At 68.6% G+C, this 14,327-nt stretch carries 11 protein-coding genes; 4 read left to right on the plus strand and 7 right to left on the minus strand.

Features of this window, described 5'->3' with window-relative positions:
- Positions 1-95: 95 nt before the first annotated feature.
- Positions 96-434, plus strand: a complete 339-nt coding sequence (locus tag QGN17_RS06925) for a hypothetical protein (RefSeq protein WP_281043763.1) — start codon at positions 96-98, stop codon at positions 432-434.
- A gap of 22 nt (positions 435-456) precedes the next feature.
- Here QGN17_RS06925 and secA read toward each other — a convergent pair whose 3' ends face one another.
- The 3 genes from secA to QGN17_RS06940 all read right to left on the minus strand — a co-directional run bounded on the left by secA (position 457) and on the right by QGN17_RS06940 (position 4,108).
- Positions 457-3,201: a preprotein translocase subunit SecA gene (gene secA, locus QGN17_RS06930; RefSeq protein ID WP_281043764.1), complete on the minus strand. Its 2,745-nt coding sequence runs from the start codon at positions 3,199-3,201 to the stop codon at positions 457-459.
- Positions 3,202-3,328: 127 nt separating this feature from the next.
- Positions 3,329-3,658 carry an energy transducer TonB gene (locus QGN17_RS06935; RefSeq protein ID WP_281043765.1) on the minus strand — a complete coding sequence of 110 codons (330 nt, stop codon included), beginning with the start codon at positions 3,656-3,658 and terminating at the stop codon, positions 3,329-3,331.
- A gap of 132 nt (positions 3,659-3,790) precedes the next feature.
- Positions 3,791-4,108 carry a hypothetical protein gene (locus QGN17_RS06940; protein ID WP_281043766.1) on the minus strand — a complete coding sequence of 106 codons (318 nt, stop codon included), beginning with the start codon at positions 4,106-4,108 and terminating at the stop codon, positions 3,791-3,793.
- A gap of 190 nt (positions 4,109-4,298) precedes the next feature.
- Here QGN17_RS06940 and argJ point away from each other — a divergent pair, with 190 nt between their 5' ends.
- From argJ to QGN17_RS06955, 3 genes are read left to right on the plus strand one after another with little or no spacing between them, the layout of a single operon-like run.
- Positions 4,299-5,525, plus strand: coding sequence for a bifunctional glutamate N-acetyltransferase/amino-acid acetyltransferase ArgJ (gene argJ, locus QGN17_RS06945; RefSeq protein WP_281043767.1), 1,227 nt, complete (start codon positions 4,299-4,301; stop codon positions 5,523-5,525).
- 2 nt (positions 5,526-5,527) lie between these two features.
- Entirely contained in the window at positions 5,528-5,959 is a 432-nt protein-coding gene (locus QGN17_RS06950) for a GFA family protein (protein ID WP_281043768.1), read from the plus strand.
- Positions 5,956-6,750: an inositol monophosphatase family protein gene (locus QGN17_RS06955; protein ID WP_281043769.1), complete on the plus strand. Its 795-nt coding sequence runs from the start codon at positions 5,956-5,958 to the stop codon at positions 6,748-6,750. Before QGN17_RS06950 ends, QGN17_RS06955 begins: the two co-directional genes overlap by 4 nt.
- 144 nt (positions 6,751-6,894) lie before the next feature.
- On the opposite strand, the gene trxA is transcribed toward QGN17_RS06955, so the two are convergent.
- Genes trxA through QGN17_RS06975 form a run of 4 tightly spaced genes read right to left on the minus strand, consistent with a single transcriptional unit; the run spans position 6,895 to position 14,327 of the window.
- Positions 6,895-7,215 carry a thioredoxin TrxA gene (gene trxA / locus QGN17_RS06960; protein WP_281043770.1) on the minus strand — a complete coding sequence of 107 codons (321 nt, stop codon included), beginning with the start codon at positions 7,213-7,215 and terminating at the stop codon, positions 6,895-6,897.
- Between the two features lie 56 nt (positions 7,216-7,271).
- Positions 7,272-10,679 carry a double-strand break repair helicase AddA gene (gene addA / locus QGN17_RS06965; RefSeq protein ID WP_281043771.1) on the minus strand — a complete coding sequence of 1,136 codons (3,408 nt, stop codon included), beginning with the start codon at positions 10,677-10,679 and terminating at the stop codon, positions 7,272-7,274.
- Complete coding sequence (addB, locus tag QGN17_RS06970; protein WP_281043772.1) at positions 10,676-13,624, minus strand: double-strand break repair protein AddB; 2,949 nt, start codon at positions 13,622-13,624, stop codon at positions 10,676-10,678. Before addB ends, addA begins: the two co-directional genes overlap by 4 nt.
- A complete protein-coding gene (locus QGN17_RS06975) occupies positions 13,617-14,327 on the minus strand; it encodes a nucleotidyltransferase family protein (RefSeq protein WP_281045163.1) in 711 nt (236 codons plus the stop codon). The genes addB and QGN17_RS06975 overlap by 8 nt, the downstream gene beginning before the upstream one ends.

Raw genomic sequence — 14,327 nt, forward strand, 5'->3', positions numbered from 1 at the left:
TCGAGCGGGCCGATCACTTAAACCACATCAAGCCGCTGGACCCGTCTGTCGCAAAGGATCATCCTCGCACCCATAACGATGAGAGGGTGCCAGCGATGAGCGATGATCCGGTACCGCTGCGTGCGGAAGGGCCGGCGATGCAGATCGTCCACGATATCGGTTCGCTGAGGCCCGGCACGGCCTATTGGGTGCCGGCGGTCGAGGCACCCGAGCGCGGCTGGGCCGGCCTGCCCGGCGCGCATCGCGGATCGCGCTACCTGATCGACGCGGAGAGGCTGCGCCCCGGCCATGACGGATTCCCCGTCTTCCTGAGCCGCGCCGACTGCCTGCGCTGGATCATGGCCAACCAGCGCGCCATTGCGGAAGGCGCGCCCGGCGCGCACGTCCATGCCGCGCGGCTGGATGCCTGGATGCTGGGTCTGGACGCGATCTAGCGGCCGGCCCGGACGGCGCGCCTTACAGCGCGCCGTGACAATGCTTGTATTTCTTTCCGGATCCGCAGGGGCACGGCGCGTTGCGGCTGACCTGCCCCTCCCAACTCGCCGGATCGTCGCCGAGGTTGCTGTCCTCCGGCGCATCCGGCTGCGGGATCTGCATCGGCGCCACGCGGGTCGTGATGTAGCCCGAATCGTAGCCGTCGCGGTCCGACGTGTCGTCGCTGCCGGTGAACGGATCGAGGTGAGTGGTCAGGAACTCCGGCAGCTCGGGCAGTTCCGGCGGCGCCTGGAACTGCACCTGCGCGAGGATACGCGTCACGTCCTCGCGGATCGTTTCGAGCATGCGCTCGAACATCGCGAAGGCTTCCTGCTTGTACTCGTTGATCGGCGTCTTCTGCGCATAGGCGCGCAGGTGGATCACCTGGCGCAGCGAATCGAGCCGCGAAAGGTGGTCCTTCCAATGCTCGTCGAGGCTCTGGAGCAGCACGCTCTTCTCGATGCCGCGCCAGCTCTCCTCGGTGATCTCGCCGATCTTGGACTGGATCTGAGCGTCGGCCTGTTCCTTGATGCGCTCGGCCAGCACTTCCGGCTCGATGCCTTCCTCGGCGACCCATGCGGGGATCGGCAGCTCGACGCCGAAGATCTCCAGCACGCGGGCCTGCAGGCCCTCGCCATCCCACTGCTCCGGATAGGAGCCGATCGGGCAGGCATCGCCGACCAGCGTCGAGACGGTCTCGCCGCGCATCTCGTCGGTCACGTCATCCACGGTCGCGGCGTCCATGATGTCGGAGCGCTGCTCGTAGATGATCTTGCGCTGGTCGTTCATCACGTCGTCATATTCGACGACCTGCTTGCGGATGTCGTAGTTGCGCGCCTCGACCTTCTTCTGCGCGGTCTCGATCGCCTTGGTGATCCAGGGCGAGATGATCGCCTCGCCGTCCTCCAGATTCTTGTTCATCATCTTGGCGAACAAGGTCTGGGGGCCGAAGATGCGGAGCAGATCGTCGTCGAGGCTCAGGTAGAAGCGGCTGAGGCCGGGATCGCCCTGACGGCCCGAACGGCCGCGTAGCTGGTTGTCGATGCGGCGGCTTTCGTGCCGCTCGGTGCCGAGCACGAACAGGCCGCCATTGGCGAGCACCTGCGCCTTCTCGGCCTTGATCTCCTCGGCGATGACAGACGCCTTGGCGTCATAGTCCGGCGTGCCCTCGACCAGATCGGGGAACTCGTCGGCCATGCGGAACTCGAGGTTGCCGCCAAGCTGGATGTCGGTGCCGCGGCCCGCCATGTTGGTGGCGATGGTGACGGCGCCGATACGGCCGGCCTGCGCCACGAGATGCGCCTCGCTCTCGTGATGGCGCGCGTTCAGCACGTTGTGCTTCACGCCTTCCTTCTTGAGGAACTCGCTCAGCAGCTCGGACTTCTCGATCGACACCGTGCCGACCAGGATCGGCTGGCCGCCGGTTTCCTGCTTCTGGCGGATCGCCTGCGCGATCGCGCCGAACTTGTCGGTGATGTTCTTGTAGAATTCGTCGTCGTCGTCGCGGCGCTGGACGGGAACGTTGGTCGGGATCGAGACCACGTTCATCTTGTAGATCTCGAAGAATTCCGGCGCCTCGGTCGCCGCCGTGCCGGTCATGCCACCGAGCTTCGGGTACATGCGGAAATAGTTCTGGAAGGTAATCGAGGCGAGCGTCTGATTCTCCGGCTCGATCTTGACGCCTTCCTTGGCCTCCACCGCCTGGTGCAGGCCGTCGGACCAGCGCCGCCCGTCCATCATGCGGCCGGTAAACTCGTCGATGATGACGACCTTGTCATCCTTCACGATGTAGTCGATGTCGCGCTTGAACACGGCGTTGGCACGCAGCGCCTGGTTCAGGTGGTGGACCACCTGCGTGTTCTCGTAATCGTACAGATTGTCGCCTTCGAGCAGCCCGGCCGCCTCGAGCATCCGCTCGATCTTCTCGGTGCCGTCCTCGGTCAGCACGACCGAGCGCTGCTTCTCGTCGATCTCGTAATCCTCGTCCGACAGCTGCTTCACGACGGCGTCGACGCTCATGTAGAGCTCGGACTTGTCGTCGGTCGGGCCGGAGATGATCAGCGGCGTGCGCGCCTCGTCGATCAGGATCGAATCCACCTCGTCGACGATCGCGAAGTTGAACGGCCGCTGGACCATCATCGAGCGGTCGTACTTCATGTTGTCGCGCAGATAGTCGAAGCCGAACTCGTTGTTCGTGCCGTAGGTGATGTCGGCGTGATATGCCTCGCGCCGCTCGTGATCCTGCAGGTTCGGCACGATCACGCCGGTGGTGAGGCCCATGAAACGGTAGACCTGGCCCATCCACTCCGCATCGCGGCGCGCCAGATAGTCGTTGACGGTGACGACGTGGACGCCCTTGCTGGTGAGCGCATTCAGGTAGGTGGCGAGCGTTGCCACCAGCGTCTTGCCCTCGCCGGTGCGCATCTCGGCGATCTCGCCGCGATGGAGCACCATGCCGCCGATCATCTGCACGTCGTAGTGACGCTGGCCGAGCACGCGCTTGGCCGCCTCGCGCACCGTGGCGAACGCCTCGGGCAGCAGATCGTCGAGCGTCTCGCCCTGATCCAGCCGCTGCCGGAACAGCACCGTCTGGTTGGCGAGCGTTGCATCGTCCATCGCGGAGATCTGCGGCTCAAACGAGGCGATCTTCGCGACGGTGCCGCGCAGAGACTTGACGTAGCGGTCGTTGGACGAACCGAAAATGGCCTTGGCGATACCGCCGAGCATGGGCGTTCCTACACGAATGGGACGGCGGGGATCAGGCACGGCAGGCCGCCCCGCGACCCCCGCGCGAGCAGGCGGCTGATCTAGGGACGGGGCAAGGGGGTGTCAATTCGCGGAGGTGCGATCCACGCTACGGGATCTTCCAATCCACGCTGGCGCTATAGTCCGCCTGGATCGGGTCGCCATGCGCATCAACGGCCGGCTTGAAACGGCCCCTCGCCAAAATATTCCGACATGTTGCCTCATCGAGCACGGAATGCCCGCTCGATGACGTTATTCGGCAATTAGAAGCATGACCCGACGGATCGATCGCGACTGTAAAGCCGACCCGCCCTTCCCAATGATGCGCGAGCGCTTCCGGTGGATAACCCTCCTCGCTAACAAAACCACCCGCCATTGACGGTGCAGAAACAGCGAACACGAACAAGATCGCAATTGTACGCATTGCCGGCGAAAGCATCGCCAACTCCCCCTTCTCTAATTTCTGACTATTCTGGAAACCTAGCCGACAACCATAGGATCGCAAGGGCGAGATATAGCAAAACGGCCGCGCCCCAACGGAGCGCGGCCGTCTCGTTCCGGCGAGCCGGTGTTACCAGGTGCGGCCGTTATGCTTGGCGCGATAGATGTGGCGGCTGGCGCGGTCCTCGCGGTGCTGGAGCATGGCGCGCTGATAGCCGTTGAGGTGGCCGCCGTTGCGGTAGCGCATGCGCGCCTCCTGACGGTCGATCGAATGCTGCTGGCGCTCGATATGACGCGCCTCGCGCGGGGTCATGCTGCCGTTGCGCAGGCCGTGATCGATGCGGCGCTGCTGGTCGTAATGGCGCTGGTCGACACCCTGCGCCTGCGCGGCGCCGGCGACGAGGCCCATGCCCAGCAGGGCGGCAGCAATGCGGTGCGACATCTTCATGACAATTCCTCCTCTTACGCGAACTGGCGTGGATGAGGATGTAACGGCCCCGGTCTGAACGCGTTGCGAACGCGCCTTGCAGCATCGGTTCAGGCGAGCGCTTCGCCCGCTCGCGCGTGCGACGGCGGTTGATCCTGTCGCTCTGGATCGATAGCGGCTCAGCGACCCTTCCAGGCCCGAGGAATCGCCCATGTCCGACGCCGTCTCTCCCCTCGCCTCGCCTTTCCCGGCGATGCCGCCCGTCGCGGGCGCCCGCCTCGCGACGGTGCGCGCAGGATACAAGGCGTGGGAGCGCCACGACCTGACGCTGGCGCTGCTCGACGAGGGCACGGTGGTGGCAGGCGTCACCACGCAATCGAAATGCCCCTCGCCGGAGGTGGAATGGTGCCGCACCGCGCTGCCGCTCGGCCGCGCGCGGGCGCTGGTGGTCAATGCGGGCAACTCCAACGCCTTCACCGGCCATCGCGGCCGTGCGGCGGTCGAGGCGATCGCGGCACGGGTGGCGGCGCATGTCGGTTGCCAGCCGTCGGACGTGTTCGTCGCCTCGACCGGGGTGATCGGCGTGCCGCTGCCCATCCCCACCGCCGAGGCCGGGATCGACGCCGCCCTGATCGCGCCGCAGGTCGGCTGGGAGGAAGTCGCCGCCGCGATCTCGACCACCGACACCTTCCCCAAGGGCGCCAGCGCGCGCGCGGTGATCGGCGACCGCACGGTGGAGATCGTCGGCGTCATCAAGGGCTCCGGCATGATCGCGCCGGACATGGCGACGATGCTGGGTTTCATCTTCACCGACGCGGCGATCGAGCCTTTGTTCCTCCAGCAGATGCTGAACGCGGCCAACGCGCGCAGCTTTTCGTGCATCACGGTGGATGGCGACACCTCGACGTCGGACACGGTGCTGGCCTTCGCGACGGGCAAGGCGGGCAACGCTCCCCTCGCTTCGTATGACGATCCCGGCGCCGACGCCTTCGCCGCCGCGCTGAGCGACGTCTGCCTCCAGCTCGCGCAGCTGGTGGTGAAGGACGGCGAAGGCGCCTCCAAGTTCATCGAGGTGGCTGTGGAGGGCGCGGAGAACGATGCCAGCGCGCACCGCATCGCGCTCTCGATCGCCAACTCGCCGCTGGTGAAGACCGCCATCGCCGGCGAGGATGCGAATTGGGGCCGCGTCGTGATGGCGGTCGGCAAGGCGGGCGAACCGGCCGAGCGCGACAAGCTGGCGATCCGCTTCGGCGACACGCAGGTGGCGGCGGGCGGCCTCGCGGTCGAGGGCTATGACGAGGCGCCGGTCGCGGCGCATCTGAAGGGGCAGGATGTGCGGGTCGGCGTCGATCTGGGCCTTGGCGAAGGCCGCGCGACGGTCTGGACCTGCGACCTGACCCACGGCTACATCTCGATCAACGCGGACTATCGGAGCTGACCATGGCGCTGACCGGCGGCTGCGCGTGCGGGGCGATCCGCTACCGGATCGATGGCCCCGCCTACGACACCGGCTGGTGCCATTGCCGCCTGTGCCAGAAGAGTTCGGGCGCCCCCGCCATGGCGTTCACCACCTGCGCGCTCAAGGATTTCCTGATCGAGCAGGGCAGCATCGCGACCGTGAAGCTCGTCGATTATGGCGAGCGCGGCTTCTGCGCGGCGTGCGGCACCTCGCTCACCATCCATGTCGATTACCAGAAGGACGAGATCGACGTCGCCTGCGCCAGCCTCGACGACCCGGAGGCCGTGGTGCCGGAGTTCCATATCTTCCACGACCAGAAGATCGGCTGGGTGAAGCTCGCCGACGGGCTGCCCACCTATGACGGCTTCGGCGTCGACGCGCGCGGCCTGATGCCCGGAGATCGCCCCGCATGAGCCCGCTCCACGCCGCCGTCGACGGGCTGATGCGCAAGATCGGGCGCGACGTCGTGATGGCGCGCTTCCGCAACCTCGACGCCTCCGACATCGAGGAGAAGGCGAAGGACGATTACGTCACCGTCGCCGACAGGCTCTCCGAGGAGAAGCTCACCGAGGGGCTGATGGCGATCCTGCCGGGCAGCCATGTAATCGGCGAGGAGGCGGTGGCGGCCGATCCCCAAGTGGTCGATCGCATCGCGGAGGGTCAGGCATGGATCGTCGATCCGATCGACGGCACCGGCAATTACGCTGCCGGCCGCACGCCCTTCGCGATCATGGTCGCGCTCGCCGAGGAGGGCGTGGTGCAGGCGGGCTGGATCCTCGATCCGGTCACGCGGCGGATGTGCCATGCGGCGCTCGGCGAAGGCGCGTTCGTCGACAACAAGCGGATCATGGCGCGGGAGACCGGCGCCGCGCTCCCCGTAGCCGCGCTGGCGACGCGCTACCTGCCGCCCGATGTTCGCGAGCAGGTGCTGTCACGCGGCGCCGGCCGCCTCAGCGAAGTCGAGGTTCCCCACTGCGCTGGCGAGCAATATCCGCGCGTGGTGCTGGGCGAGAACGATCTCGCGCTGTTCTGGCGATCGAAACCGTGGGACCATGCCCCCGGATCGCTGTTCGTGGAGGAAGCGGGCGGCCGTGTCGGGCGGCTGGACGGATCGCCCTACCGCGTCGGCGACGAGCGGACCGGGCTGCTCGCCGCTGCCTCGCCCCGGCTGTGGGACGAAACGGCGGCGCTGCTGTTCGGGTGAATCGAAATCCTCCCTACGCGAAGCGTGGGAAGGGGGACCGCTCGCCGCAGGCGAGCGGTGGAGGGGGCAAACGCCGCGCATCTTCCCCTCCACCACCCTGCGGGCGGTCCCCCTCCCCATCTGCGATGGGGAGGATGGGGAAAATTACAGCGACTCTTCGATGAAGGCCTTGAGCCGGCTCTTCGGCGCGGCGCCGACCTGCGTCGCGGCCGGCGCGCCGCCCTTGAACAGGATCATCGTCGGGATGCCGCGCACGCCGTACTTGCCGGGCGCATCGGGGTTCTCGTCGATGTTGAGCTTGGCGATCGTTACCTTCTCGCCCAGCTCGTCCGACAGTTCTTCCAGCGCCGGGCCGATCATCTTGCACGGGCCGCACCACTCGGCCCAGAAATCGACCAGAACCGGGCCGTCGGCAGCGAGGACGTCGCTCTGGAAGCTGGCGTCGGTGATCGTCTTGGTGGCCATGGACACGTACTCCTGATTGCGTTTGATCGCAGATGTAGGCGGCTCGCTGCCCTACCTCAACCGACCGCGCCCAAACTTTGCTCCATGCCCCGCAAGCGCGGCTTGTGCGCGGCGAGGATGTCGGCGGTGAGCGGGATCAGGATCGGTCCGGCAGTGTAGAGCAACGCCGCCTCGATCGCGCGACCGGGGAAGATCGCGGCGAGTGCGGCGGCATAGGCGCCCATCTGGTCGAGATGATGCTCCGGCACCCGATCCAGCGCGGCAGGCGCGCGCCGGCCGGTCTTGAAATCCACGATCGTCACCCGGTCGTCGGTGACGAGTAGCCGATCGACCGTGCCGGCGATCACGTCTCCCTCCACCACCGCCGCGATCGGCGCCTCGGCCAGCGCGGAGGGCGAGAAGATCGCGGCGAAGCGGGCGTCTTCGATCACCGCGAGCGCATCGCCGATCAGCGCATCGCGCACGGCCTTGTCGGAAACGCCGGCGGATCGCTCCAGCCATCGATCCGCCGCGGCGGCACGGGCGGCGGGCGCGAGATCTGGCAGACGCTCGAACAGGGCATGGAGCAGCCGCCCGCGTTCGGCAGCCGCGCGCATCGCGGCGCCGGGTGGCGGGTTGGTGATGGTGTCGACGCCGATCGATGACGGCGAGAGCGGACGGGGCGGACGCGCTTCCTCCGGCGCTGACGCATGGAGCCAGGCCGGCGGCAAGGATTCCGGTCCGGCGGCCGCCTTGGACCGTTCACGACCCTTCGGCGCTTCGTGGCCGTGCGACCGCTGCGTCCCCCACAGCGCGTCCTCCGCCTCCTCCGTGTCGAGGTTCCCGAGCGCCGCCTCCAGCGCCGCATACCAGCTGTTCGCCGGGATCATCCCGCGCGCGCCCGGCCCGAGTGCACCGCCGATCGCCAGCCACTCCTCGGCCCGCGTCGCCGCCACGTAGAGCAGCCGCCAATGCTCCTCGAGGTCGCGCTTTTCCTGTTCCTCGATCAGCGCAGTAAAGGGGGCGAAGCGCTCCTCCTTGCGCGGGCGGATGACGGGGACGGTCTCGCCCCCCTCCACCGGCCAGCCGATGCCGCCGCCGGGCGAGCGATCCGGGTCGCCGGTCGCATCCGCCAACACCACGATCGGCGCCTGCAAGCCCTTGGAGCCATGCGCGGTCATCACGCGCACGGCATCGAGCGGCGCGGACGGGTCGCGCTTGATCTGCACCTCGCCGCGGTCGAACCAGTCGAGGAAGAGTTGCAGCGACGGCGTACCATTCTCCTCGAAGAGCAAAGCGGCGTTGAGCAGTTCCTCGATCGGGTCGCGCGCCTCCTCGCCCAGCCGCCGCAGCAGCTTGCGTCGCGCCTGCAGCGGGCCTGAGAGCAACTCCTCGAAAAAGCGGTAAGGCGTGACGAGATCGGCGGAGGAGAGGATTTGACGCAGAGCCTCGCGGAGTTCGCCTTCGGGCAAAGCCTGCCAGAATGTGCCCGCACGGCCGAAGCCGATCTCGTAGAGCTGATCCTGAGACAGCCCGAACAGCGGCGAGACGAGCAAGCCGGCGAGATTGAGGTCGTCCGCCGGCTGGAGCGCGAAGCGGGCGGCAGCGAGCAGATCCTTCACCGCCAGCGGCGCACCGAGGCTGAGGCGATCGACGCCCGCAACCGGCACGCCATGCGCGTGCAGCCGCGCGACCAGCAACGAGGCGAGATCGCCGCGCTTGCGGACGAGGATCATGATGTCCTCGGGGCGCAGCGGCCGATCCTTGGTGACCATCCACGGCCCCGCGTCGATCCACGCCTTCACCTGTTGAGCGACCTTGTCGGCGAACTCCCGCGTGGCCTCGCTCAGCCATCCCTCCTCGCCCGGCACACCATCGTCAGCTTGCCCGGCGATCACCGGCGGCCAGAGTATCACGCGCCCCGGCCCCTGCTTAGCGGCTTCGTGCGGTGGCACTGCTTCGAAAAGACCCAGCGCATCGGCGCTCAGATGTTCGATCAGCTTGTCGACGACTGCCAGAATCGGGGGAGTAGATCGAAAGGAGCGATCTAAGGACAATGCACTAAAACGCCGTTCGCCCTCTTCTGCTCGCTCCGAGAAGAATTGCTCGGCAGCTTTGAAAAAGACCGGATTGGTTCCTTGGAAGCCGAAGATCGCTTGCTTAAAATCTCCGACTGAAAAAAGAGTGCGAAGGCGCTCGTTTGGCTCCGGCTCCGTCCGCCAGAACTCTTCCACCAGAGCCTTCACGATCGACCATTGGTGAGCATTGGTATCCTGCGCCTCGTCGACGAGGATATGGTCGGTGCGCTGATCCAGCTTGTAGCGGACCCACTCGCCCATCCCCTCGGTGCCGAGCAGCGCGACCGCCTTGCGGATCAGATCCTCGAAATCGACCGCACCGGCCGCGCGTTTGGCCTCGGCATAAGCGCGGGCATAGGCCTGCCCCGCGCGCAACCCGGCGCCGAGCAGCGCCGCGAACGCCGCCTTGGCGCGCAGCGCGAGAAGCTCCGCGCAATCCTCGCCCAGCCGCATCGCGAAGTCGGCATAAGCGGCGTCGGCGGCGATCAGTTTGGGCGAATATTTGCGCGGCTCGCCCTTCGCGGTGTGAAAGACGCGGACCAGATCGCCGAGCGAGGCCGCCCGCCCCGCCGGATCGCGCCCGCGCCACGCCGCGATCACATCCGCGTCGGCCAGCCCCGTAGCTGTGCCCCATGCCGCATTCGCCGCCGCCAGCCGTGCCAGCGCCCCCATATCGAAGCGATCATCGCCGCAGCCCTCAGCGATCACCTCTTCCACGTCGCCATCGGGCACATCCACTGCGCGGCGCAGCTTCGCCTCGATGCCCGGCCCCAGCGCCGCCATGGCATCGGGCGCGCGGGCGCATTGGCGCAGGAAGCTCTCGGCGCCCTGTTCGCCCAGGCGGCGGCTCAGCGCCTGCACATCGCGGATCAGCGGCAGGTCGCCGCCGCGCTCGGCCTCGACCAGCATCTGCGCGAGCGTCGCGTGGGCGAGCGCCTGCTCCTCGCGCTCTTCCAGCGGACGGAAGCCGGGGATTAGCCCCGCCTCGGACGGAAAACCGGCGAGCAGGGTCTGGCAGAAGGCGTGGATGGTCTGGATACGCAGCCCGCCGCCGGTCGCTTCCAGCACGCGGGCGAAGAGGGTGCGCGCGTCGGCGATCGCGTCATCGTCGTTCGGCTCGCCCAGCGCGAACAGCTCCTTGCGCAGATCCGCCTGCCGCATCCTGACCCAGCTGGCGAGCCGTGCGTGGATGCGATCCGCCATCTCGGCCGCGCCCGCCTTGGTGAAGGTGAGGCAGAGGATCGCCGCCGGGTCGTTCCCCGCCAGCAGCAGGCGGATCACGCGCGCGGTGAGAACGTGGGTCTTACCGGTGCCGGCCGAGGCCGACAGCCAGACCAATTTGCGCGGATCGGACGCTTCGGCCTGCGCACCCTCCAGCGGCCGTAGCAGCGACGGGCGGCGGCTCATGGCGTCGGCTCCCCGTCCGTCCGATCATCCTGGCGGCCATACCACTCGTCGAGGCGCATCAGCTGGTCATAGTCGCCATAGGGGGAATATTCGGGGTGGAGCTTGGCTATGAACTCGGCCTCGCCGGTCAGATAGGCGGCGGCGGCCTCCTCGAACTGGACGCGCGCGTGGCCGACGAAATCGGCCGGATCGAGGCCCGCCCGCTTCGACGTCGCGCCCGCGACATAACCGAGCTGCCCGTCCTTCTGCGCCAGCGACCAATATTCGAAGGTGGAGGCGGTGCCCTGCACGCCGCCGAACCCGGCCTCCGCGATCAGTCCGAGCAACCCTAGCTGCATCGCATAGCCCGCCGCGACCTGCCGCGGCGCGGGCGGCTGTCCGGTCTTGTAGTCGACGATCGCCAGCGTGCCGTCAGCGAGGCGGTCGATCCGGTCGACCTTGCCGTAGAGGCGGATGCCTTCGATCAGACGCTCGCCGAATGTCTCGGCGACGACGGGTTTGCGCCCCTCCGCCGCATCCTCGATCATCTTCGCGGCGATCCAGTCGATCGCCTCGCGCAGACGCGGCGCCCACAGCGCGCGGAGCACCGGATGCGCGGCGATGCCGTCAAGCATTTGATCCGCCCGCTGGGGGAGTTTCGCCGGATCGTATTCGTCCTCCTTGGCCCACGCCTCCAGCACCTCGTGGACGGCGCTGCCCCGCCAGGCGGCGCTGGGATCGGCATCGATCGGGTCGAGCGCGGAGAGCTTCAGCATCTGCTGCGCGTAGAAAGCGAAGGGGTCCGCCTTCAGCCGATCGAGGCGGGTAACGGCCAGTTCGCGGGGGCGCTGATCGACCGGCGGCTTGGGGCGCGGGCGAGAGGCCGGTGCAAACTCGCCGGGCCGGTCAATCGCGGCCATCCAGCGGCGATATTCGGGCGCGCGGGCGACACCGCCGGTCATCGCCTCCAGCCTGAGCCAGAAGCGCGAGGCGACGGCCGGTGCGCGTGCGTCACGGCGGGCACGGGTGATGAGGACGCGGGGGCTGCCGAGCGTCGAGACGAAATCATGCGCCGCGACGCCGATCCGCCGCTCCAGCCCCGGCAGGCCGAGCATCGCCCGCACGCGCGGCCCGAGCCACGGATCGGGGCTGGGCAGCGCCGGCCAGACGCCTTCGTTGAGGCCCGCCGCGACGACGAAATCGGCATGTTGCAGCCGCTGCTCGATCAGGCCCCAGATGAAGACGCGCGGGTGGCCGCCCTGCGGCGGGCGGATCGCCACCTCGTCCATCAGACCGCCGAGCAGCGGCGCGACGGCGCTCGGCGCCAGTTCGCGCGGGCCGAGCGGGGCGGAGGCCTCGACATCGGCGAACAGCTCGGCGGCGGCACGCCCCGCCGGCCCCGCCCATGCAGCCTCGCCGGTGAGCGCGGAGGCCGCTTCGCGGATCAGCGGCAGAATGTCAGGCAAGGCGGTCGCGCCGGAGAACGCGATTTCCAGAGGCGCCAGCAGGCGCGCCTGTCGCTCCCACCAGTCGCCCAGTCCGCGCGGCAGCTTCCTGGCTTCGGCCAGATGCGCGCCGATCCCGGCCAGCCCCGGCGACGGCCGCGGCCCGCGCAACACAAGGTCGAGCGCGCGGACCTGATCGAGCCAGGCGAGGCGATCTCCTTCCGCCGCGACCAGCGGATGTTTCAGCAGCGTCAGCAATTCCACCGGCGCGAAGTCGCTCGCCGCCGCCTCGGCCAGCGCGACGATCAGCGTGCCGGCGGGCGTCGTGGTGAGCGGACGGCCGGCCGAATCGTCGGCGACGATCCCCCAGCGCGCAAGATGCGCCGAGACGCGGCGGGCGAGCGCGCGATCGGGCGTCACCAGCGCGGCGGTTTGTCCCGGCTCCTCGATCTTCTGCCGGATCGCGATGGCGATGGCCTGCGCCTCCTCCGCCGGGGTCGCACATTCCAGCGCGCGGATGCCCGACAGGCGGCGCTCGGGCGGCCGCAGATCCTGCCACTTGCCCGTGAACGAGGCCGGGGCCATCGCATTGGCGACCGCCCGCCCCCGCGCCGCCGTGGCCGATGCGCCGGTGCGGCCCCGCCAGCGCCAGCGTTCCACCTCGCCCCGCGCGACGCCCATGCGATCGAGCAGCAGCTTGAGGTGGTATTGCGGGTGGGTCTCAATCCGGCGACCCTGATCGTCCGGGCCGAGTGCCTCCCACTCCTCGTCCGGCATGGCGAGATCGATGCCGGGCAACAGCACCGTGCCAGCGGGCTGAAGGGCGATGGCGCGCAGCAGGCGACCAACAGCGGGTGCCGTATCGGTGATCCCGGCCGCGACCACGAACGAGGCTGGCGACCGTCCGCGCCAGATCGCAGCCGCGCGATCCAGCAGCCGGTTGCGGCGCTCACCCGGCTCGATGCGGCCCGTCGCGGCCAGTTCCGCCGGCCAACGCGCCAGCACTGCGGTCAGCACCCCCAGCGCGCGCTGCCAGTGGTCGGAAAGATCCCCCTCCACCTCCAGATCGAGGAGTGCGCGCGTCGGCACTTCCTCGACTGCCAATTGGTCGAGCGTTCGCACCAATGCCTGCGCCAATCGCACCGCCTCGGCGGCATCGACCGGCTCGCCCGCCATCGCCCGCTCCTCGGCGATCAGGCGGGCCAGCATCATGCGGCGCGGCATCGCCTCGATCGCGGGTGGCACCGGCTCGGCATCGGCGGGATCGAGCAGTTGGCCCAGCGCCTCGTCGGGGTCGAAAGCGCCGATCGGCACCAGTCGGGGGAGCAGCAACCCGCCTTCCGCGCGACGCACGAAGGCATCGGTGATCGCGCGCTGGGCGCGGTTGTTGGGAACGAGGATCAGTCCCCGCGCCAGCGCCATCCGGTCGTCGCCGGCCTGCGCCAGCAGCCCCGCCACCAGCGCGTCGGCGAAGCGCCGGTGCGCGGGAATCGTGAAGACGGCGGGGCGGCCCTCAGCCACCCTTGAGCAGCTCTTCCGCCAGCGGGATCGCGGCGGGCGTGCCGACGTCGCACCACAGGCCCTGATGCACCACGCCGAACGCGCGCCCCTGCTCGATCGCGCGATCCCACAGAATGTTGGTGGAGAAAGGCCCTTCCGGCGCATCCGCGAACAGCCGCGGCGAGACGAGCTGGACGCCGGTATAGACGAAGGGGGCGATCCGGCGCGGCTCGCGACGGCGCAGGCGCCCGGCGGCGTCCATGTGGAAATCGCCCTGCCCGCCATGCGCCGTGGCGCGCGCAAGCGGCACGACGAGGAGCAGCGCGTCCATCCGCTCGTCGTTCCAGCGATGGGCGAGCAACCGCAGGGTATCGATCGGGCCATCGACCCAGAGATTGTCGCTGTTGATCACGAAGAAGGGCTTGTCGCCGAGCAGCGGCAGCGCGTGGACGACCCCGCCACCGGTTTCCAGCAACGTCGCCCGCTCGTCCGAGATGGTGACGTCGAGATCGGCGGCGTGGCGGCGGACGTGCGCCTCCAGCGCGTCGGCCAGATAGTGGACGTTGACCACCACCCGCTTCACGCCCGCCGCCCGCACGCGATCGAGCGCATGATCGAGCAGCGCCTTGCCGCCCACCTCGATCAGCGGTTTGGGCCGCGTCGCCGTCAGCGGCCGCATCCGCTTGCCGAGGCCGGCGGCGAGCAGCATGGCGATGTCGGGCAG

It is taken from the genome of Sphingomonas oryzagri (genome assembly GCF_029906645.1).
GTDB lineage: Bacteria > Pseudomonadota > Alphaproteobacteria > Sphingomonadales > Sphingomonadaceae > Solisphingomonas > Solisphingomonas oryzagri.

Excerpts from the sequence above, each read along its gene's own strand:
- QGN17_RS06935 (WP_281043765.1), bottom strand. The coding sequence starts at position 3,658 with ATGCTTTCGCCGGCAATGCGTACAATTGCGATCTTGTTCGTGTTCGCT.
- QGN17_RS06940 (WP_281043766.1), bottom strand. The coding sequence starts at position 4,108 with ATGAAGATGTCGCACCGCATTGCTGCCGCCCTGCTGGGCATGGGCCTC.
- QGN17_RS06950 (WP_281043768.1), top strand. The coding sequence starts at position 5,528 with ATGGCGCTGACCGGCGGCTGCGCGTGCGGGGCGATCCGCTACCGGATC.
- secA (WP_281043764.1), bottom strand. The coding sequence starts at position 3,201 with ATGCTCGGCGGTATCGCCAAGGCCATTTTCGGTTCGTCCAACGACCGC.
- QGN17_RS06955 (WP_281043769.1), top strand. The coding sequence starts at position 5,956 with ATGAGCCCGCTCCACGCCGCCGTCGACGGGCTGATGCGCAAGATCGGG.
- addA (WP_281043771.1), bottom strand. The coding sequence starts at position 10,679 with ATGAGCCGCCGCCCGTCGCTGCTACGGCCGCTGGAGGGTGCGCAGGCC.
- trxA (WP_281043770.1), bottom strand. The coding sequence starts at position 7,215 with ATGGCCACCAAGACGATCACCGACGCCAGCTTCCAGAGCGACGTCCTC.
- argJ (WP_281043767.1), top strand. The coding sequence starts at position 4,299 with ATGTCCGACGCCGTCTCTCCCCTCGCCTCGCCTTTCCCGGCGATGCCG.
- QGN17_RS06925 (WP_281043763.1), top strand. The coding sequence starts at position 96 with ATGAGCGATGATCCGGTACCGCTGCGTGCGGAAGGGCCGGCGATGCAG.